Source organism: Cupriavidus sp. FW305-3-2-15-C-LB2, from assembly GCF_058787575.1.
Genome location: NZ_JBYSZW010000091.1, coordinates 1 through 18,611, shown reverse-complemented (window position 1 = coordinate 18,611; position 18,611 = coordinate 1). Strand labels below are relative to the sequence as shown.

The window sequence follows — 18,611 nt, the reverse complement described above, 5'->3', positions numbered from 1 at the left end:
AAAGAGGGGGGCCAGGGGCCGGGGCTACCCGCGGGCGGGTGGCGGCGTGCCGGCGCGGCAGGGCGCGCGCGGCGCAAGGGCAGAGCGGCTAGCGCTCGGAGTGGCTGCTGTGGCGGAACAGGCCCGGCACCAGGCGCAGCAGCGCCTCGCGGTCCTCGCCCTGGGTGTGGTTCAGTGCGTGGGTGGGGCCATGCAGGAACTTGCGGGTCAGCGCACCGGAGAGGGCCTCCAACACGGCTTCGGGGTCGTCGCCGCGTGCCAGCATGCGGCGCGCGCGTTCCAGCTCGGCCTGGCGGATGGCTTCGCCGTTGGTCTGCAGTTCGCGGATGACCGGCACCACGCTGCGGGTTTCCAGCCAGTGCATGAAGTTCTGCACCCGGCTTTCGATGATGGCCTCGGCCTGCGCCACCGCGGCCTGGCGCATCGCATTGCCTTCACGCACGATCGCGCCGAGATCGTCGACGGTGTACAGGAAGACGTCGTCCAGGCGCGCGACTTCGGGCTCGACGTCGCGCGGCACGGCCAGGTCGACCATCATGATGGGGCGGTGCTTGCGGCGCTTGACCGCGCGCTCCACCGCGCCCAGGCCGATGATCGGCAGCGAGCTGGCGGTGCAGGACACCACGATATCGAACTCATGCAGGCGCTCGCCCAGGTCGGTCAGGCGGATCGCGTTGGCGGTCAGGCCCTGGCCGGAGAGCTGCTCGGCGAGCTTTTCGCCGCGTTCCACGGTGCGGTTGGCCACCACGATCTGGCGCGGCTGCTGCGCGGCGAAGTGCGTGGCGCACAGTTCGATCATCTCGCCCGCGCCGATAAACAGCACACGCTGGGTCGAGACGCTTTCAAAGATCCGCTGCGCCAGCCGCACCGCGGCTGCGGCCATCGATACCGAATGCGCGCCGATCTCGGTCTGGCCGCGCACTTCCTTGGCCACCGCGAAGGTGCGCTGGAACAGCTGGTTCAGGTACGTGCCCAGCGAGCCGGCCTCGCCGGCGGTGCGCACGGCGTCCTTGAGCTGGCCCAGGATCTGGGTCTCGCCCAGCACCATCGAATCCAGCCCGCTGGCCACGCGGAAGGCATGGCGCACGGCTTCGGACTGCGGCAGCGCGTACAGGTGCGGCGCCAGTTCGCCGGCGGGCACGTTGTGGTGCTGCGACAGCCAGCGCAGGGTGTGCTCGAAACCATCCGTGCCCGGCGTCAGGACGTCGGTCGCGCAGTAGATCTCGGTGCGGTTGCAGGTGGACAGGATGGCGGCTTCGGTGCCGCTGCGCCCCGACAGGTGGGAGCGCAGCGCACCCAGCGCGGGCTTGATCTGCTCGAGCGGAAACGCCACCCGCTCGCGCAGCGAGACAGGTGCCGTTGTGTGATTGATGCCGATCGCGAGCAGTTGCATTTGTAGGGGACGGGTACGGTCCGGCGCGTGGCCGGACCGGATGCCATTATACCGCCGGGATCGCTAATTGCAGGCGCTGGGCCATTCGGGGCCGGGCGGGGGCATGGCAGCGGCCCCGGATTGCAGTATCGTTACGCCGCAGCCCTTGCGGCTGTGATGCTGACAACACAGGAGAAGCGGATGCTGGGCACCTTGATCGTGGGTTTGCTGGTGGGGCTGGCGGCGCGCCGGCTGCATCCGGCAGGGCGCGTGGTGACCCTGCCGGCCGCGCTGGTGCTGGGTGCGGCGGGTGCGGCGGGCGCTTTCTATGGCGGCCGGGCCTTGCACCTGTTTATCGACGGGCAGCTCAGCAGCTGGCTGGCGGTGATCGCCGGCTCGGCGCTGCTGGTGGGGGCCTGGGGCGCGCTGCGCCCGCGCGGGCGGTAAGAACAGAACTGACCGCGGCGGCGGGAATCCGCTCGCCGCTTGATCGCGATCAGAAGCGGACCGGCGTTTGAACAGTGTCGGCCTTGGCTCTTCCGGCCAGCAGCCGGCGCAGCACGCCGCTGGAATAGTGACTGGCCACATCCTTCAGGAATGCCGCGAAGTCCACATGGGCGCTATCGTCGGCCCGGTCCGAAATGGTCCGCATCACGGCATACGGCACGCCGTATTCATGGCAGACCTGCGCCACCGCGGCGCCTTCCATTTCCACCGCCAGCAATCCGGGCAGCCGCTCACGCAACTCCGTCACCGCCGCCGGTGAGCCGATGAACTGGTCGCCGCTGGCGATCATTCCGTGGTGCAGCGCCGGCGCGGCTACGCCGAATCGTTCCAGCACCTCGCGCGGCACTTCGGCAGGCAGGTCCAGCTGCAGAAATTCGCGCGCGGCGGCTTCCAGCTCGGCGGTCAGCGCCGGGTCGGCCGGGAACTCGGCACGGTCCAGCAGCGGCACTTCATGGCGGCCGAAGAACGGACGTGCGTCGAGGTCATGCTGGATGGTGCGGTCGGCGATGACGATGTCGCCGACATTGGTGCCGGCGCCAATGCCCCCGGCCAGCCCGGTGAAGACGATCTGCGTCGCGCCGAACTCGCGGATCAGCGTGACCGTGGTCGCCGACGCCGCCACCTTGCCCATGCGCGCCAGCACCAGCACGCACGGCTGCCCGAGCAGCTGGCCGGCATAGTAGTCGCGCATGCCGATGGTGCGCACCGTGGCGCGGCTGTCGTCATGGCGCATGGCGGCCACCAGGCCATCGACTTCATCATGGATGGCGGCAAGGATTCCGAGAGTCATGGAGCGGGCGCAGGACGAGAAAACCACAGCATACCGGCCCGCGCAGGCCGGGCATAGATCAGAGCGCGACCGCACCGCACCCTCCCACGGAACAGGTGCGGCCCCCGCGCCGCTTTGCTAAAGTCCCCGTCATCTCAGCACGTAAGGACACTTACATGCAAGGCACACCCACCGTAGCCACCGGCGAACGGCGCGCCATCCGCCGGGCACTGGCCGACTGGCGCGCACTGGGGCGCCTGGACGCGGCCGGCGTCACTGCGCCGTGGGCGCGCACCGAGCCCGTCGCCACCGACTGGCGCCGCTGGCTGGACACGGCGCTGATTGCGCTGGGCACCGCACTGCTGTGCGCGGGCGTGATCGTGTTCTTCGCCTTCAACTGGCAGGATCTCCACAAGTTTTCCAAGTTCGGCCTGCTGGCCGGCGCGCTCACGCTGCTCGCCGCCTTTGCCTGGCTGCGCCCGGCTGGCGACACCGCGGGCCGGGCCGCGCTGGGCGGCGCGCAGGTCGTCGCCGGCGTGCTGCTTGCGGTGATCGGGCAGACCTACCAGACCGGCGCCGACGCCTGGCAGCTGTTTGCGCTATGGGCGTTGCTGGCGGTGCCCTGGGCGCTGGCGGCGCGCGCCGCACCGCACTGGTGGCTGGTAATCGTGGTCGGCAACGTGGCGTTGCTGCGCTATTTCAGCATCCGCTTCGGTGTCGAAGGCGTGTTCGCGCTGCTGTTCGATACGCGCCATATACGCACCGCCACGCTGGCGCTGCTGGGCGCGGTGGTGCTGCAACTGGCGCTGTGGCAGCTGCTGTGCGCGCGGGCGCCGGCGCTGGGCTTCCGTGGGCAGACCGGCAGCCGCATGCTGGCCGCAATGGCCTGCGTGCACGCCGGCTCGCTCGGGCTGGCCAGCCTGCTGGACAGCCATTTCGACGGCGCTGCATTTGCGCTGGCGGTGGTGGTCCTGGCCGCCCTGGTCTGGTGGTTCCGCCAGCGCGCCTTCGACATCGTGGTGCTGAGCCTGGCCTGCCTGACCGGCATCGTGCTGGCGGTGGCCGGCATCGCCAAGGTGCTGTTCGAGGGCAAGGACGATTTCGGCGCCTTCCTGCTGCTCGGGCTGGTGACCATCGGCCTTGCCGCCGGCGCGGCCGCCTGGCTGATGCGTGCCTGGCGCGGCCAACTGGAGCAGGCATGACGACCGAACTGCAGACCGGGCAACGGCTCTGGCAGGACCTCGCCGCACGCGGCGAGGTACAGGGCGAGCGGCCCGACCACACCCACACCCCCTGGGCCGTGCGCTGCCTGATGGGCGCGGCCGGCTGGCTCGGTGCCTTGTTCTTCCAGCTCTTCCTGGTCGGCACGGTCTTCGTCGCCGCGCGCGAGAACGGCATTGCCATGGCGGTGACCGGCCTGGCCATGATCGCACTGGCCGCGCTGCTGTACTGGCGTGGCGGCGGCATTGCCGCGGGGCAATTCGCGCTGGCCGTGAGCCTGAGCGGGCAGGGCATGGCCGTGTTCGGGCTGGTCGAGGCCCTGGGCTTCACGCGCGTCACCGAGAGCGCAGGCTTCTGGGCCGGGCTGGCACTGTTCGAGGCCGCGCTCGCCTTGCTGGTCCCGAACCGGCTGCACCGGCTGCTGTGCGCGGTGGGCGCATGGATCGGGCTGGCAGGCGCCGTGCATCTTGTCCTGGCCGGCAGCGAGCCGGACGACTGGCTGTTGCTGACGTGGTCCCTCGGCTGGCTGGTGCCGCTCGGCTGCGCGCTGGTGACGGGTTTCACGCTGGCCGAAGCACGCCTGTGCGCGGCCGGCCGCCACACGCTGCTGGAACCGCTGGCCGACGCGACGCTGCTGTTCACGCTGGCCGTCGCACTGGTCGTCACCGGCATGAGCCATCCGCTGGCCTGGCTGGGCGGCCCGGAAGCCGGACGCATCCCGCTCGCGCACTGGGTCGCGGGCGGGCTGGCCACAGTGGTGCTGGCCGGCTTCGCGCTCGCCGAATGCCGCCGGCTGGCGCTCAGCCCCGCCCTGCAGGGCGCCGTCCTTGCCGGCGTGGCGGCCTTCGGCGCGCTGATGGCGGCCGCGCCCGCGGTCGTGGCAGGAGTTCTCGCGCTCGGCCTGGCGTTGCGCCGCGCGTCGATGCCGTGGCTGGGCCTGGGCATCGCCAGCATCGCTGTCGGTTTCATCTGGTACTACAGCGCGCTGCACTGGACCCTGCTGGCCAAGTCCGCCACGCTCGCCGTGGCCGGCGCACTGTTGCTGGCCGGCCGCTACCGGCTGCTGCGCACCCGCACCGGCAAGGAGGCCGCATGAAACGCTGGATCCTGATCGCCTGGGCCCTGACGCTGGCATTTGCCGCCGCCGGCATCGCCGGCAAGGAGCGCCTGCTGGCACGCGGTGAGACCGTCTACCTCAAGCTCGCCCCGGCCGACCCGCGCTCGCTGATGCAGGGCGACTACATGGCGCTGAACTTTGACATCGGCAACCAGATCCGCACCGCTCAGACGCAGGACGACCGGCCACCCCGCGACGGCGTGGCCGTGATCCGCCGCGATGAACAGGGCGTGGCCAGCTTCGTGCGCGTACACGGCGGCGAGCCGCTGGCGGCAGGGGAGCAGCTGCTGCGCTACCAGGTCGCCCGCTCGAGCTGGGGCGGCACGCGGGTGCAGGTGTCGACCGATGCGTATTTCTTCCAGGAGGGGCAGGGCGAGCGGTTTGCGCAGGCGCAGTATGGGGAATTCCGCGTGGGGGCGGACGGGCAGGCGCTGCTGGTGGGGTTGCGGGGGAAGGGGATGGAGAGGTTGTGAGGCGAAAGTGATGTCCCCCGGCCCAAAAGAAAAAGCCACCGCATGCGGTGGCTTTTTCATGACGTCTGGCGGTCTTAGACGTTGAACAGGAAGTTCATCACATCCCCATCCTTCACCACATACTCCTTGCCTTCCGCCCGCATCTTGCCGGCTTCCTTCGCGCCGGTCTCGCCCTTGAAGCTGATGAAGTCTTCATAGGCGATGGTCTGCGCGCGGATAAAGCCGCGTTCGAAGTCGGTGTGGATCACGCCGGCTGCCTTGGGGGCGGTGTCGCCGACGTGGATGGTCCAGGCGCGCACTTCCTTGACGCCGGCGGTGAAGTAGGTCTGCAGGCCGAGCAGCTTGAAGCCGGCACGGATCACACGGTCCAGGCCGGGCTCTTCCATGCCCAGGTCGGCCAGGAATTCGGCCTTGTCGGCATCGTCCAGGTCGGCGATCTCGGCTTCGATGGCGGCGCAGACGGACACCACGGGGGAATTGGTCAGCTTGGCGTACTCGCGCACGGCGTCCAGGTGCGGGTTGTTCTCGAAGCCGTCTTCACGCACGTTGGCGACATACATGGTCGGCTTGGCGGTGATCAGGCAGAACGGCCGGATGGCTTCCCACTCTTCGGGCGCCAGGTCCAGGGTGCGCACGGCCTTGGCCTGGTCCAGCACGGCTTGCGCCTTTTCCAGCACGGCGACCAGGCGCTGAGCTTCCTTGTCGCCGGCGCGGGCCGGCTTGATGTAGCGGGCCAGGGCCTTCTCGACGGTGGCCAGGTCGGCCAGCGCGAGTTCAGTGTTGATCACTTCGATGTCCGACAGCGGGTCCACCTTGCCGGCAACGTGGATGACGTTATCGTCCTCGAAGCAGCGCACCACGTGGGTGATGGCGTCGCATTCGCGGATATTGGCCAGGAACTGGTTGCCCAGGCCTTCACCCTTGGAGGCGCCCGCCACCAGGCCGGCGATATCGACGAACTCGACCGTGGCCGGCAGCACGCGCTCCGGCTTGACGATCTCCGCCAGCTTGGCGAGCCTCGGATCCGGCACTTCGACCACGCCCACATTGGGTTCGATGGTGCAGAACGGGTAGTTTTCGGCGGCGATGCCGGCCTTGGTCAGGGCATTGAACAGCGTGGACTTGCCGACGTTGGGCAGGCCGACGATGCCGCATTGGAGGCTCATGGTAGAAGGCGGGAAATTGCAAAACCCGTATTCTAGCGGATGGGGGCCTCGCCATCGGCCGGGTTGAGCCGGCGTGGGGCGGGGCCAGGAGTGACGTGGCTATAATCCAGCCATGACCCGATCCCACGCGTCCGCGCGCCCGTCTGCGCGCAACTCCTCCGCTTTCCAGGTTGCTGTCGTCGGCGGCGGCATCGTCGGCAAGTCCTGCGCGCTGCTGCTGGCCCAGCAGGGCATGGACGTGGCGCTGGTCGCGCCCAGGCCGCCCCGCGCCAGCGGCCGCACGGCGGCGGGGCCGGATGACTGGGACAGCCGTATCTACGCCTTCTCGGCCAGCTCGCAGGCGCTGCTGGAGCGCATGCGGGTGTGGGAGGCGCTGGACCCGGCGCGGATCCAGCCGGTGCGCGACATGCGCGTGTTCGGCGATGTCAGCGCGGCCGAGACCTCGCCCAGCCTGGACGGGGACCTGCATTTCTCGGCCTACGCGGCCGCGGTGCCGCAGCTGGCGTGGATCATCGAATCCAGCCACGTCGCGCGCGCGCTCGACACAGCGCTGGGCTTCCAGCACCAGGTGACCTGGCACGACGCCACGGCGAGCGCGTTCGAGCGCGATCCTGACGGCGTCACGCTGACCCTGGGCAATGGCGAGAAGCTGCGCACGGCCTGCGTGGTCGGTGCCGACGGCGCGCGCTCCTGGCTGCGCCAGCAATGCCACATCGGCGTCAGCACGCGCAAGTACCGCCAGCTGGGCGTGGTCGCCAATTTCGCCTGCGAGCGCCCGCACCAGGAAACCGCGTGGCAGTGGTTCCTGGGCGCGCCCGAAAAGCTGATGGCCGACGAGGAACCCGCCAACGGCGAAGTGCTGGCGCTGCTGCCGCTGCCGGACAACCATGTGTCGATGGTCTGGGCCGCCGAAGAGGCCCACGCGCGCGAGCTGCTGGCGCTGTCGCCCGAGGCGCTCGCCGCCACGGTGATGCAGGGCGCCAGCGGCGCGGTCGGCGCGCAGTTCGGCGCGCTGCGCTGCGTGACCCCGGCGCAGGGCTTCCCGCTGGTGCTGCAGCGTGCCGACCAGTTCGTGCAGCCGCACGTGGCGCTGGTGGGCGACGCCGCCCACGTGTTGCATCCGCTGGCCGGCCAGGGCATGAACCTGGGCCTGCGCGACGTCGCGGAACTTGGCCGCGTGATGGCCGACAAAGAACCTTTCCGCAGCGAGGGCGACCTGCGCTTGCTGCGCCGCTACGAGCGCGCCCGCGCCACCGATTTGCTTGCGCTGACCGCGGCCACCGACGGACTGCACCGGTTGTTCTCGTTGCCGGGCGGCGTCGCGCGCGTGGTGCGCAACACCGGCATGCGCGCGGTCGGCGGCCAGTCCTTGCTCAAGCGCTTCCTGATCGCGCGCGCGCTTGGCTGACCGCGGCCGCGCCAACGTTCCGATCCCTTTACCGAATACTCTGGAGTCCACATGTTCCCATTCCTGCGCCGCCGCCCCGCCATGAGCGCCGCGATCACCGCCATCGCCGGCGGGCTGGCCGCGGCGGGCTTCGCGCTGCATGCCATGGCCGCGGGCGAGCCCGGCACCGACCGCATCAAGGAGTCGCTGCAGAAGATGGTGGGCGGCCGTGCTGAAGTGAAGAGCGTGAGCAAGACCCCGGTGCCGGGCCTGTTCGAGGCCAATATCGGCGGGCAGGTGGTCTACACCGACGCCTCGGGCCGCTACATCCTGAACGGCGAGATGATCGACACCCGCACCGGCACCAACCTGACCGAGGAGCGGCTGGCCGAGATCAACCGCATCAAGTGGTCGGACCTGCCGCTGGCGCGCGCGATCAAGTGGACCAAGGGCGATGGCAGCCGCCAGGTGGCGGTGTTCTCCGACCCCAACTGCGGCTATTGCAAGCGCATCGAGCAGACCTTCCAGCAGATGGACAACATCACCGTGTACACCTTCCTGTACCCGGTGCTGTCGCCGGATTCCGAAACCAAGGCCAAGCAGGTCTGGTGCGCGTCCGACCGCACCAAGGCCTGGCGCGACTGGATGCTCAAGCAGGTGGCGCTGACCGGCAACGGCAGCTGCAAGACCCCGCTGGAAGAAAACCTGGCATTGGGCCACAGCATGAACGTGACCGGCACTCCGGCGGTGTTCTTCACCGACGGCACCCGCATTCCCGGCGCGGCGGATGTCGCCACGCTGGAACGCAAGCTCGCCAGCATCAAGAAATAAGCGCGCGCCGGACCTGTACCGGCCCGATCGACGGCCGGACTTGTCCGGCCGTTCTGCATTCTGCCTTTTCCCTGATTCCATGCGATCGCCGGCAGGCGACAAAGGAGACACCATGACCTTCCAGGCATTGCTGCTGACCCAGGCCGACGGCGCCACCCAGGCCAGTATCGCCACGCTCGACGAGGCGCAGCTGCCCGCCGACGGCGACGTGCTGGTTGCCGTCGACTACTCCACCATCAACTTCAAGGACGGGCTGGCGATCACGGGCCGCTCGCCGGTGGTGCGCAAGTGGCCGATGGTGGCGGGCATCGACGGCGCCGGCACGGTGCTGGAATCCGCGCACCCGCGCTGGAAGGCAGGCGACAAGGTAGTGCTCAACGGCTACGGCGTGGGCGAGACGCATTGGGGCTGCCTTGCGCAGCGCGCGCGCCTGAAGGGCGACTGGCTGGTGCGCCTGCCCGGCGCCTTCACCACGCGCCAGGCCATGGCGATCGGCACCGCGGGCTATACCGCGATGCTGTCGGTGCTGGCGCTGGAGCGCGGCGGCGTCGACGGCCCGGTGCGCCCCGGCGATGGCGAGGTGCTGGTGACCGGCGCCTCCGGCGGGGTGGGGACGGTGGCGATCTCGCTGCTGAGCAAGCTTGGCTACAAGGTGGTGGCCTCGACCGGCAAGACCCGGGAGGCGGATTTCCTGAAGGCGCTGGGCGCCGATGACGTGATCGACCGTGCTGAGCTGGGCGTACCCGGCAAGCCGCTGCAAAAGGAGCGCTGGGCCGCGGTGGTCGACTCGGTCGGCTCGCACACGCTGGTCAATGCCTGCGCCCAGGTGCGCTACGGCGGCGTGGTGACGGCGTGCGGGCTGGCGCAGGGCCTTGACTTCCCGGGGTCGGTGGCGCCGTTCATCCTGCGCGGCATCACCTTGCACGGCATCGACAGTGTGATGGCGGCGATGCCGCTGCGCGAGCAGGCCTGGCAGCGCCTGGCCGGCGACCTGGAGCCGGACCGGCTCAATGCGCTGACGCGCGAGATCGGCCTGGGCGATGCGATCGAGGCGGGCCGCAAGATCATGGAAGGCGGCATGCGCGGGCGCGTGGTGGTGGATGTGAATCGCGGCTGATCGCGCACCGTCGCCCTGATGCACCACCGCGTCGGCGCTGCATCCGTGTCCTGGCGCCGACGTTACAATCCTGCCCATGACGCCGATCCGCTACGCCATCGCCCCGCTTCAGCCTGAAGCGCACCTGTTTGCCGTCACCGTCACCGTGAGCGAGCCCGATCCCGCCGGCCAGTGTTTCTCGCTGCCGGCCTGGATCCCGGGCAGCTACATGATCCGGGACTTCGCGCGCAATATCGTGCGCATCCGCGCCGATGCGGGCGGGCGCGAGGTCAGGCTGACCAAGCTCGACAAGCAGCGCTGGCAGGCCGCGCCGGTCAGCCTGGCCGACGGCCCGCTGACGCTCAGCTACGAGGTCTATGCCTGGGACCTGTCGGTGCGCGCGGCGCACCTGGACACCACCCACGGCTTCTTCAACGGCAGCTCGGTGTTCCTGTGCGTGGACGGGCAGGCCGAGCGGCCATGCACCGTCGATATCCATGCGCCCGCCGGCGAGGCCTATCGCGGCTGGCGCGTCGCCACCGCCATGCGCGAAGCGCCCGGCCGCGCAGGCGCGAAGCGCTACGGCTTCGGCCGCTACCAGGTGGCCGACTACGATGAGCTGGTCGATCATCCGGTCGAGATGGGCACCTTCCAGCTGGCCAGCTTCCGCGCCTGCGGCGCGCAGCACGACGTGGTCTTCACCGGGCGCGTGCCGCAGCTTGACCTCGAGCGCGTGTGCCGCGACCTGAAGCGGATCTGCGAAGCGCAGATCCGGCTGTTCGAGCCCAAGACCGCGCAGGCGCCGTTCCTGGACAGCAACCGCCGCTACGTCTTCATGACGATGGTCACCAGCGACGGCTACGGCGGCCTGGAACACCGTGCCAGCACCGCGCTGATATGCGCGCGCAATGACCTGCCGGTGCGCGGCGACAGCGATACCAGCGAGGGCTACCGCACCTTCCTCGGGCTGTGCAGCCACGAGTATTTCCACACCTGGAACGTCAAGCGCATCAAGCCGGCCGCGTTCGTGCCGTACCGGCTGGCCGAGGAAACCTACACGCCGCTGCTGTGGCTGTTCGAGGGTTTCACCAGTTACTACGACGACCTGGTGCTGGTGCGCTCCGGCTGCATCACCGACGAGCAGTACATCGAGATGCTGGCCAAGACCTGGAACGGCGTGCTGCGCGGCAGCGGCCGCACCAAGCAGAGCGTGGCGGAAAGCTCCTTCGATGCCTGGACCAAGTACTACCGCCAGGACGAGAACGCCCCCAACGCCATCGTCAGCTACTACACCAAGGGTTCGCTGGTGGCGCTGGCGCTGGACCTGACCATTCGCGACAAGACCCGCGGGCGACGCTCGCTGGACGATGTCATGCGCGCGCTGTGGCGCCGCTACGGCCGCGGCTTCTACGCGCCGGGCGCGGTGCAGCGCGGCGTGACCGAGGCCGAGGTCCATGCGCTGTTCGATGAAGTCACCGGCCTGCGCATGGGGCCGCTGCTGCGCTCGCTGACCGAAGGCACCGGCGAGCTGCCGCTGCCGGCGCTGTTCAAAACGTTCGGCGTCAAGGCCGATGCGCAGAAGCCGGCGCGCACCGCGGCGCTGGGTATCAAGGTCAAGAGCGATGAGGGCTGGGTGCGCGTGGCGCAGGTGTTCGACGGCGGCGCCGCGCAGGCCGCCGGCCTGTCCGCCGGCGACCTGCTGGTGGCGATTGACGGCCTGCGCGTGGCGCCGGGCCAGATCGACAAGCTGCTGGCGCGCTACCGTAGCGGCGACCGCATCGAGCTGCACGCCTTCCGCCGCGACGAGCTGCAGGTGCTGCCGGTGACGCTGGCACGCGAGCCGGCGGCGCAGTTCAAGGTGAAGCTCGAGAGCGGACGGCACGCGGCGCGTTCGCGCTGGCTGGGCCAGTGAACTAGTTTTCCGCTGCCACACCCGCCACCGCACGCCATCGCCCCCGCTGCATGCAATACGCGCACGATCCCCGCACCTTCCTGTATTCGCACTACATCTACCGGGGGCTGCGCTCGGCCACCGGGGTGATCGGCGCCACGCTGATCGCGCTGCACTTCAGCGACCTGCCCACCGCGATGGTGGTGTCGATGGGGGCGCTGTGCACCAGCCTGATGGACCTGCCCAGCCCGCTGAACCACAAGTTCAACGAGATGATGGCCAGCGTGCTGCTGTGCAGCGTGGTCACGCTGGTGGTGGCGCTGGCCACGCCGTTCCCGCGCGTGATGCCGTTCCTGCTGGTGCTGGTGACGTTCCTGGCCGGCATGATGACGGTGTACGGCAACAAGACGCTGCCGCTGCAGTTCGCGGCGCTGTTCGTGATGACGCTGACCATCAACGAAGACTTCCTGGTGCGGCGCGCGCTGGAGCACGCGGCGCTGTTCAGCATCGGCGCGGTCGCTTATCTCGGCTATGCGATGCTGGTGAGCTGGATCACCGAGCGCCGCACCAAGCAGCAGGTGCTGGCCGAATCGTTGTATGAGCTGGCCGGCTATCTCGAGATCAAGGCCGGCTTCTACGACGCCGGCAACGACTACGAGGCCCAGTTCAACCAGCTGGTGCGCCAGCAGATCGTGGTGGCCGAGCGCCAGCAGGCCGCGCGCGACCTGGTGCTGCGCGGCAACCGCACTCCGCACGACGGGCTGCTGGTGCAGGTGCACCTGCGCATGCTCGACCTGTACGAGTATATCCTGTCGACCAACACCGACTATCCGCTGCTGCGCCAGACCTTTGCCGGCACGCCGGTGCTGGACCATCTGCGCGGGCTGGTGCTGCAGATGTGCAAGGACGTGGAAGAGATCGCCTACGAGATCACGCGCGGCCGCGCCTCGTACGCCACGGTGGAATATCGCCAGGGCCTGCGCGCGGTCGAGGCCGAGGTCGAGCAATTTCGCCACCACCATATCAACCCGGCGGCGATGACGGCGCTGGTCGATACGCTCGACATGATGCGCGGCGCGATCACGCTGGTCGGCCAGCTGCACGAAGCGTCGCGCACGCCGGTGGAGCCGGCCAGGGTGCTGCCCGGCTCGGACATGACGCCGTTCCTGACGCGCCAGAAGTATGAGTTCAGCGTGCTGCGCGACAACCTGAAGTGGAGTTCGCCGGCGTTCCGCTTCTCGCTGCGGATCTCGATGGCGGTGTCGCTGGGGCTGTGGATTGCCGAGCACCTGCCCTATGTGTCGCACAGCTACTGGATCCTGCTGACCATCATCGTCATCCTGAAGCCCAACTTCAGCATGACCAAGCAGCGCTACAACGACCGCCTGATCGGCACGCTGATTGGCTGCGTGGTCGCGGTCGCGATCCTGAAGGTGGTGCACCAGCCGCTGATCCTGCTGGGCGTGCTGTTCCTGTCGCTGGTGGCCAGCGCCGCGTTCGTGACCATCAAGTACCGCTACACCGCGATTGCCGCCTGCATCCAGGTGCTGATCCAGATCCACCTGCTGATGCCGGGAAGTCCCACGGTGGCGGGCGAGCGGCTGGTGGATACCGTGATCGGCGGCATCATCGCCTCGCTGTTCAGCTTTGTGCTGCCGAGCTGGGAATACCGCGCCATCCCCAAGCTGGTGGAGGGCGTGCTGCAGGCCAACCGCCGCTATATCGGCGCCACGCGCGACCTGCTGCTGCGTAGGACCAAGGATGACTTTGCCTACCGCGTGCAGCGCAAGCAGTTTATGGACAACCTGTCGGCGCTGATCTCGTCGTTCCAGCGCATGCTGGACGAGCCCAAGAGCCGGCACCGTGCGGTGGACAACCTGAACCGCTTTATCGTGCAGAACTACCTGGTGGCCGCGCACGTGGCGGCGGCGCGCATCCAGGTGCGCCAGCACTATGACGAGCTCGATATCCCGGCCGCGGAAGCCGCGATCGAGCAGGCCACCGAGGCCGCCAGCCACAGCCTGCAGGTGGCCAGCGAGCGGCTGCATGCCGATGAGCGGGGCGGCGGCCGTGGCGCGGGCTTTATCCGCAGCGGGAAGACGCCGTTGGAACGCAAGGAGGCAGCGCCTGCCGCCGCGGACAAGGCGGAGGAAACTCCCGCTGAAGCTGTCGCCGATGCCGAACCAGTGGCGGCCACCGTCAGCGTCGAAGTCGCCGAGGATGCCGTCGCCGAACGCCGCGCCCGCCTGGCCGATTCGGCCGACAAGCGCCGCACCGACGTGCTGGTGCACGCGGCCGCCGCCGGCGAATCCAGCCATGAGGCTGGTCCCACCGCCAGCTCCACCGGCCGTCCGGCCAATGCGGTGCTGGATCGCCGCCTGCGCGCGTTGCGCGAGGATGCGGCCAAGATCGCGCTGCGCACGGGGGCCATCGGGCGCGCCATACGGGCGCGCGTCTGAGCCTGGTGGCTTACGGCGCCTCGGGCAGCTCTTCCTCGGGCAGTGTCAGCATGCCGCTGTTGTAGCGGTACTCGTAGATCTCGCCGTAGCGCCCCCAGCCGATCGCCACGCTGAGCACGCGCTCGGCCTCGGCGGGCTTCAGGAACTGCTCCAGTTCGTGCAGCACCTGTTCTTCGCGGATCTCGCCGGCCTCGCTGGCCACCAGTTCGCGGCGGATATGCGCGGCCAGTGCGACGTTGCCCAGCAACTGCTGGCCGAACATCACCTTGCGTTGCTGCGGCCCGGCGGCGTACCAGGCGCGGCCGGCCCCGGTGGCGGCGATGTCGCCGCGCTCGATCGACACCAGTTGCACCAGCTGCAGCGCTTCGCACGCAGGCAGCAGTTCGTCGTCGGTGAGGCCGGCTTCGTCGGCCAGGTGGGGCAGGTCGGCGCGGCAGTTGAAGGGTGCCTCGCACAGCAGGTCGAGGATCGCTTCCATCTGGCTGATGTCGGCGTCCGGCAGCCGGTAGGCGATCTGGCGCGCGGGCGCTTGCGCGGGCAGGCGCGCTTCCGCGGCGGGGGCGGTCATCAGCGCGTAGATCTCGTCGACCAGCGCGCGCACCTGCGCGCTGTCGCGGTTGCGCGGACGCGGCAGCGCCACTGGCACCTCGGCGCGGATGCTGCCCGGGTCGCTCGACAGGATCACGATGCGGTCGGCCATCATCACTGCCTCTTCGATATTGTGCGAGACGATCAGGATGCTCCTGATATTGGCACGGCCGCTTTCCCACAGCGCCAGCATCTCGTCGCGCAGGGTCTCGCCGGTCAGCACGTCCAGGGCCGAGAATGCTTCATCCATCAGCAGCAGGTCCGGCTCGGTCACCAGCGCGCGCGCAATGCCCACGCGCTGGCGCATGCCGCCCGACAGCTCGCGCGGCAGTGCGCTGTTGAAGCCGGCCAGCCCGATCATGTCGATCGCGGCCTCGGCGCGGCGCTCGCGCTCGGCCCTGGGCACGCCCTGGGCCTCGAGCCCCAGCTCAACGTTCTGCTGCACCGTCAGCCACGGGAACAGCGCGAACGACTGGAACACCATGGCGATGCCCTCGGCGGTGCCGGCCAGCCGTTCGCCGCGAAAGTCCACCTCGCCGCGGTCGGCGCCGACCAGCCCGGCCATGATGCGCAACAGCGTGGACTTGCCCGAGCCGGACTTGCCCAGCATGGCGACGATCTCGCCCTCGCGCAGCGTCAGGTCCACGCCTTCGAGCACGGCACGGTCGCTCTGGCTGGCGGTGCGGAAGATCTTGCCGACGCCGCGCAGCTCGATCACGGCGGGGGCGGCGGTGGATGCAATGTTCTCTGCCATCGTTGCCTTACAAGCGGGTGCGCTCTTGCGCGAGTTGATACAGGCGGTTCCACAGCAGCCGGTTGAAGCCGACCACGAACAGCGCCATCACGACTATGCCCAGCGCAATGCGCGGGAAGTCGCCGCGCGCGGTGGTCTCGGCGATGTAGCTGCCGAGCCCGGTGGCGACGATGGTGCGGTCGCCCCAGGTCACGTACTCGGACACGATGCTCGCGTTCCACGAGCCGCCGGCGGCGGTCACCAGCCCGGTCAGCAGGCTCGGGAACACCGCGGGGATCAGGAAGCGCTTCCACAGCAGCCAGCCACGCAGGCCGAAATTGCGCGCGGCGAGCTTCAGTTCGGTGGGAATGCCCGACGCCCCCGCGACCACGTTGAACAGGATGTACCACTGCGTGCCGAAGATCAGCAGCGGGCTCAGCCAGATCTCCGGGTTCAGCCCGAAGCGCACGATCAGCATCACCGCCAGCGGGAACATCAGGTTGGCCGGGAAGGCGGCCAGGAACTGCGCGATCGGCTGGGCAATGCGCGCCAGTTCCGGGCTCAGGCCGATGCGGATGCCGATCGGCACCCACACCAGCGCCGCCAGCGCGATCAGCACCACCACGCGCACCATCGTGATCGTGCCGAGCCACAGCACATGGCCGACTTCGGCCCAGCCCACCTCGCTGTGCACGAAGTAGCCCACGCGCAGCAACGCGGCCAATGCCACCAGCACGATCACGGCGTCGCGCACGCGGCCGAACCAAAGCGCGCGCCGCGGATTGTCCGGCTGCGCCGGGGCCTGCCCGCGGCGCGCGCCCCACGCCAGCGTGCGCCCGGCCAGCGCCGCCGTCTGCGCCAGCACTGCACCCACCCACGCCGAGCGGCGCAGCAGGTCCAGCAGCCACGACTGCGGCAGCTTGTCCTGCGCCAGGGTCTCGAAGCGGAAGCGGTCGGCCCATGCCACCAGCGGGCGGAACAGCAGCTGGTCGTACAGCAGGATGCCCGCCAGCATCGCCAGGATGGCCCAGCCGATCGCGGCCAGGTCCTGTTGCTGGATCGCCAGCGCGATATAGGAGCCGATCCCAGGCAGGCGGATGTCGTGGCCGGATACCGAGATCGCCTCGGACGCCACCACGAAGAACCAGCCGCCGGACATCGACATCATCATGTTCCACAGCAGCCCCGGCATGGCGAACGGCACTTCCAGCCGCCAGAAGCGCTGCCACGGCGACAGCCGGAACATGGCCGCCGCTTCCATCAAATCGCCCGGGATGGTGCGGAACGACTGGTACAGGCTGAACGCCATGTTCCACGCCTGCGAGGTGAAGATGGCGAAGATCGCCGCGCACTCGACCCCTGCGATATTGCCGGGAAAGAGGGCGATAAAGCCGGTCACGGTGATCGACAGGAAGCCCAGCACGGGTATCGACTGCAGGATGTCCAGCGCCGGCACCAGCACCTTCTCCGCCGTGCGGCTCTTTGACGCCAGCGCGGCAAACGCCAGCGAGAACAGCAGCGACGCCGCCAGCGCCGCCAGCATGCGGATGCTGGTGCGCATCAGGTAGTAGGGCAGGTAGGCCACGTCCAGGTGCACCGCCAGCTGCTGGTCGGGCTGGAACGGGGCGTTCATCTGCTGCGCGGTGAACGCGATCATCACGATCACGGCCAGGATGATCGGCAGCAGGGCCAGGTCGAAGCGGTTGGGCGGGGCGCGCAGCAGCTGGCTGTCAAAGCCAGGGGCGGGCGGGGCCGCGCGGCGGTCGGCGGGTGGCATCATGGGCGCTTCTCGGGCTGTATCGAGCTTGGATGGCAAGGCTTGTGGCCCAGCCCTGATTCGCGGCCCTGGCGGACAATGGCAAAGCCCGCATGCCGCCGGCTTCACGCCGGGCGGCGCGCATCCCTTTGTAACGCCCGGCATGGCGGTCTAGTTTACTTGGTGTGGATGACAGATCGCGCACGCTGCCGGCGTGCGCCCAAAGGGAAAAGCCATGAAGAAGGAAACCTGGCGCCTGGTCGCGCATGGGCGCGTGCAGGGCGTGGGCTACCGCGCCGCCTGCGCCGACGCGGCGGACGACCTTGAGCTTGGCGGCTGGGTGCGCAACCGGCTCGACGGCACCGTCGAGGTGATGGCGCACGGCACGGTCAGGCAGCTCGAAGCCCTGCAGGCGTGGATGGAACAGGGCCCGCCGGCCGCGCAGGTGACGCTGGTCGAGGTCGGGCCTGGGGAAGGGGAGTTTGCCGGTTTCGAATTCCGGCCGACGATCTGATGGACTAGGCCGCGGTCCAGTCGACCGGCGTGCGGCCGTTCGCTTCCAGCCAGCGGTTGGCCTCGCGGAAGTGCCCGCAGCCCAGGAAGCCCCGGTGCGCCGACAGCGGCGACGGATGCGGCGCTTCCAGCACGCAGTGGCCGGCGCCCAGCAGCGGCTTCTTGGCCTGCGCGTGGCTGCCCCACAGCATGAACACAAGACTCGGGCGGCTGGCGGCGAGGTTCTGGATCAGGCAATCGGTGACGGCTTCCCAGCCTCGCCGCGCATGGCTGGCGGCCTGGCCCTGTTCCACCGTCAGCACGGTGTTGAGCAGCAGCACGCCCTGGCGCGCCCAGCCTTCCAGGTTGCCGGAGGCGCGCGGCGCGCAGTTGTCGTTGGCACCGAACTCCGCGGCGATTTCCTTGAAGATGTTGCGCAGGCTGGGCGGCACCTTGATGCCTTCCGGCACCGAGAACGCCAGCCCGTGCGCCTGCGGCAGCTCAACGCCGCCGACCGTGCCGGTGCCGTGGTAGGGGTCCTGGCCCAGGATCACCACCTTGACCGCGTCGGGCGGGGTCAGGTGCAGCGCGTGGAAGACATGGTGCGGGAATACCGGCTTGCCGGCGGCACGTTCGCCGTCGACAAAGGCGGCCAGCTCCTGCCACGCCGGCACGCGGATGCACGGGTCCAGCAATGTGCGCCAGGCGGCGGGCAGGGCGTCGGCCTGGGCCTGCAGGCTGGCGGCAGGGGAC

At 69.3% G+C, this 18,611-nt stretch carries 16 protein-coding genes; 10 read left to right on the top strand and 6 right to left on the bottom strand.

Annotated elements, in window-relative coordinates; genetic code table 11:
• Positions 1–88 precede the first annotated feature (88 nt).
• Complete coding sequence (gene hemA, locus AC3WRR_RS35180; RefSeq protein ID WP_439668304.1) at positions 89–1,393, bottom strand: glutamyl-tRNA reductase; 1,305 nt, start codon at positions 1,391–1,393, stop codon at positions 89–91.
• Between the two features lie 180 nt (positions 1,394–1,573).
• On the opposite strand from hemA, the gene AC3WRR_RS35175 reads away from it, so the two are divergent.
• Positions 1,574–1,819, top strand: coding sequence for a hypothetical protein (locus AC3WRR_RS35175; protein ID WP_010809883.1), 246 nt, complete (start codon positions 1,574–1,576; stop codon positions 1,817–1,819).
• A 49-nt stretch (positions 1,820–1,868) separates the two neighbouring features.
• Here AC3WRR_RS35175 and AC3WRR_RS35170 read toward each other — a convergent pair whose 3' ends face one another.
• Positions 1,869–2,669, bottom strand: coding sequence for a 5'-methylthioadenosine/adenosylhomocysteine nucleosidase (locus AC3WRR_RS35170; RefSeq protein ID WP_010809884.1), 801 nt, complete (start codon positions 2,667–2,669; stop codon positions 1,869–1,871).
• Between the two features lie 155 nt (positions 2,670–2,824).
• On the opposite strand from AC3WRR_RS35170, the gene AC3WRR_RS35165 reads away from it, so the two are divergent.
• The 3 genes from AC3WRR_RS35165 to AC3WRR_RS35155 are packed head-to-tail and all read left to right on the top strand — an operon-like array spanning position 2,825 to position 5,459.
• Positions 2,825–3,850: a DUF2157 domain-containing protein gene (locus tag AC3WRR_RS35165; RefSeq protein WP_439671023.1), complete on the top strand. Its 1,026-nt coding sequence runs from the start codon at positions 2,825–2,827 to the stop codon at positions 3,848–3,850.
• Positions 3,847–4,965, top strand: a complete 1,119-nt coding sequence (locus AC3WRR_RS35160; protein WP_010809886.1) for a DUF4401 domain-containing protein — start codon at positions 3,847–3,849, stop codon at positions 4,963–4,965. The genes AC3WRR_RS35165 and AC3WRR_RS35160 overlap by 4 nt, the downstream gene beginning before the upstream one ends.
• Positions 4,962–5,459: a GDYXXLXY domain-containing protein gene (locus AC3WRR_RS35155; protein ID WP_010809887.1), complete on the top strand. Its 498-nt coding sequence runs from the start codon at positions 4,962–4,964 to the stop codon at positions 5,457–5,459. Before AC3WRR_RS35160 ends, AC3WRR_RS35155 begins: the two co-directional genes overlap by 4 nt.
• Before the next feature lie 74 nt (positions 5,460–5,533).
• On the opposite strand, the gene ychF is transcribed toward AC3WRR_RS35155, so the two are convergent.
• Positions 5,534–6,625 (bottom strand): redox-regulated ATPase YchF, encoded by a 1,092-nt coding sequence (ychF, locus tag AC3WRR_RS35150; RefSeq protein ID WP_010809888.1) that lies wholly within the window; start codon positions 6,623–6,625, stop codon positions 5,534–5,536.
• A gap of 112 nt (positions 6,626–6,737) precedes the next feature.
• On the opposite strand from ychF, the gene AC3WRR_RS35145 reads away from it, so the two are divergent.
• The 5 genes from AC3WRR_RS35145 (at position 6,738) to AC3WRR_RS35125 (ending at position 14,289) form a co-directional block, all read left to right on the top strand.
• Positions 6,738–8,033 (top strand): UbiH/UbiF family hydroxylase, encoded by a 1,296-nt coding sequence (locus AC3WRR_RS35145; RefSeq protein ID WP_492299495.1) that lies wholly within the window; start codon positions 6,738–6,740, stop codon positions 8,031–8,033.
• Between the two features lie 51 nt (positions 8,034–8,084).
• Positions 8,085–8,843, top strand: coding sequence for a DsbC family protein (locus AC3WRR_RS35140; RefSeq protein WP_011616111.1), 759 nt, complete (start codon positions 8,085–8,087; stop codon positions 8,841–8,843).
• 112 nt (positions 8,844–8,955) lie between these two features.
• The gene (acuI, locus tag AC3WRR_RS35135) at positions 8,956–9,960 is read left to right on the top strand and encodes an acrylyl-CoA reductase (NADPH) (protein ID WP_439671021.1); all 1,005 of its coding nucleotides are present in this window, start codon (positions 8,956–8,958) and stop codon (positions 9,958–9,960) included.
• 76 nt (positions 9,961–10,036) lie between these two features.
• Positions 10,037–11,851, top strand: coding sequence for a M61 family metallopeptidase (locus AC3WRR_RS35130; protein ID WP_492299493.1), 1,815 nt, complete (start codon positions 10,037–10,039; stop codon positions 11,849–11,851).
• A gap of 50 nt (positions 11,852–11,901) precedes the next feature.
• A complete protein-coding gene (locus tag AC3WRR_RS35125; protein ID WP_454750850.1) occupies positions 11,902–14,289 on the top strand; it encodes an FUSC family protein in 2,388 nt (795 codons plus the stop codon).
• Between the two features lie 10 nt (positions 14,290–14,299).
• On the opposite strand, the gene AC3WRR_RS35120 is transcribed toward AC3WRR_RS35125, so the two are convergent.
• Positions 14,300–15,631, bottom strand: a complete 1,332-nt coding sequence (locus AC3WRR_RS35120; RefSeq protein WP_492299491.1) for an ABC transporter ATP-binding protein — start codon at positions 15,629–15,631, stop codon at positions 14,300–14,302.
• 7 nt (positions 15,632–15,638) lie between these two features.
• Positions 15,639–17,390, bottom strand: coding sequence for an ABC transporter permease (locus AC3WRR_RS35115; RefSeq protein ID WP_176844250.1), 1,752 nt, complete (start codon positions 17,388–17,390; stop codon positions 15,639–15,641).
• A 211-nt stretch (positions 17,391–17,601) separates the two neighbouring features.
• Between AC3WRR_RS35115 and AC3WRR_RS35110 the strand changes: the two genes are divergently transcribed.
• Positions 17,602–17,880 (top strand): acylphosphatase, encoded by a 279-nt coding sequence (locus AC3WRR_RS35110; RefSeq protein WP_010809896.1) that lies wholly within the window; start codon positions 17,602–17,604, stop codon positions 17,878–17,880.
• Positions 17,881–17,884: 4 nt separating this feature from the next.
• Here the strand turns inward: AC3WRR_RS35110 and AC3WRR_RS35105 are convergent.
• Positions 17,885–18,611 (bottom strand): uracil-DNA glycosylase (locus tag AC3WRR_RS35105; protein WP_492299488.1); only part of this gene is annotated, 727 nt, incomplete at its 5' end.

Bases quoted from the DNA above. Each gene is read 5' to 3' on its own strand.
- hemA (WP_439668304.1), bottom strand. From the start codon at position 1,393: ATGCAACTGCTCGCGATCGGCATCAATCACACAACGGCACCTGTCTCG.
- AC3WRR_RS35175 (WP_010809883.1), top strand. From the start codon at position 1,574: ATGCTGGGCACCTTGATCGTGGGTTTGCTGGTGGGGCTGGCGGCGCGC.
- AC3WRR_RS35170 (WP_010809884.1), bottom strand. From the start codon at position 2,669: ATGACTCTCGGAATCCTTGCCGCCATCCATGATGAAGTCGATGGCCTG.
- AC3WRR_RS35165 (WP_439671023.1), top strand. From the start codon at position 2,825: ATGCAAGGCACACCCACCGTAGCCACCGGCGAACGGCGCGCCATCCGC.
- AC3WRR_RS35160 (WP_010809886.1), top strand. From the start codon at position 3,847: ATGACGACCGAACTGCAGACCGGGCAACGGCTCTGGCAGGACCTCGCC.
- AC3WRR_RS35155 (WP_010809887.1), top strand. From the start codon at position 4,962: ATGAAACGCTGGATCCTGATCGCCTGGGCCCTGACGCTGGCATTTGCC.
- ychF (WP_010809888.1), bottom strand. From the start codon at position 6,625: ATGAGCCTCCAATGCGGCATCGTCGGCCTGCCCAACGTCGGCAAGTCC.
- AC3WRR_RS35145 (WP_492299495.1), top strand. From the start codon at position 6,738: ATGACCCGATCCCACGCGTCCGCGCGCCCGTCTGCGCGCAACTCCTCC.
- AC3WRR_RS35140 (WP_011616111.1), top strand. From the start codon at position 8,085: ATGTTCCCATTCCTGCGCCGCCGCCCCGCCATGAGCGCCGCGATCACC.
- acuI (WP_439671021.1), top strand. From the start codon at position 8,956: ATGACCTTCCAGGCATTGCTGCTGACCCAGGCCGACGGCGCCACCCAG.
- AC3WRR_RS35130 (WP_492299493.1), top strand. From the start codon at position 10,037: ATGACGCCGATCCGCTACGCCATCGCCCCGCTTCAGCCTGAAGCGCAC.
- AC3WRR_RS35125 (WP_454750850.1), top strand. From the start codon at position 11,902: ATGCAATACGCGCACGATCCCCGCACCTTCCTGTATTCGCACTACATC.
- AC3WRR_RS35120 (WP_492299491.1), bottom strand. From the start codon at position 15,631: ATGGCAGAGAACATTGCATCCACCGCCGCCCCCGCCGTGATCGAGCTG.
- AC3WRR_RS35115 (WP_176844250.1), bottom strand. From the start codon at position 17,390: ATGATGCCACCCGCCGACCGCCGCGCGGCCCCGCCCGCCCCTGGCTTT.
- AC3WRR_RS35110 (WP_010809896.1), top strand. From the start codon at position 17,602: ATGAAGAAGGAAACCTGGCGCCTGGTCGCGCATGGGCGCGTGCAGGGC.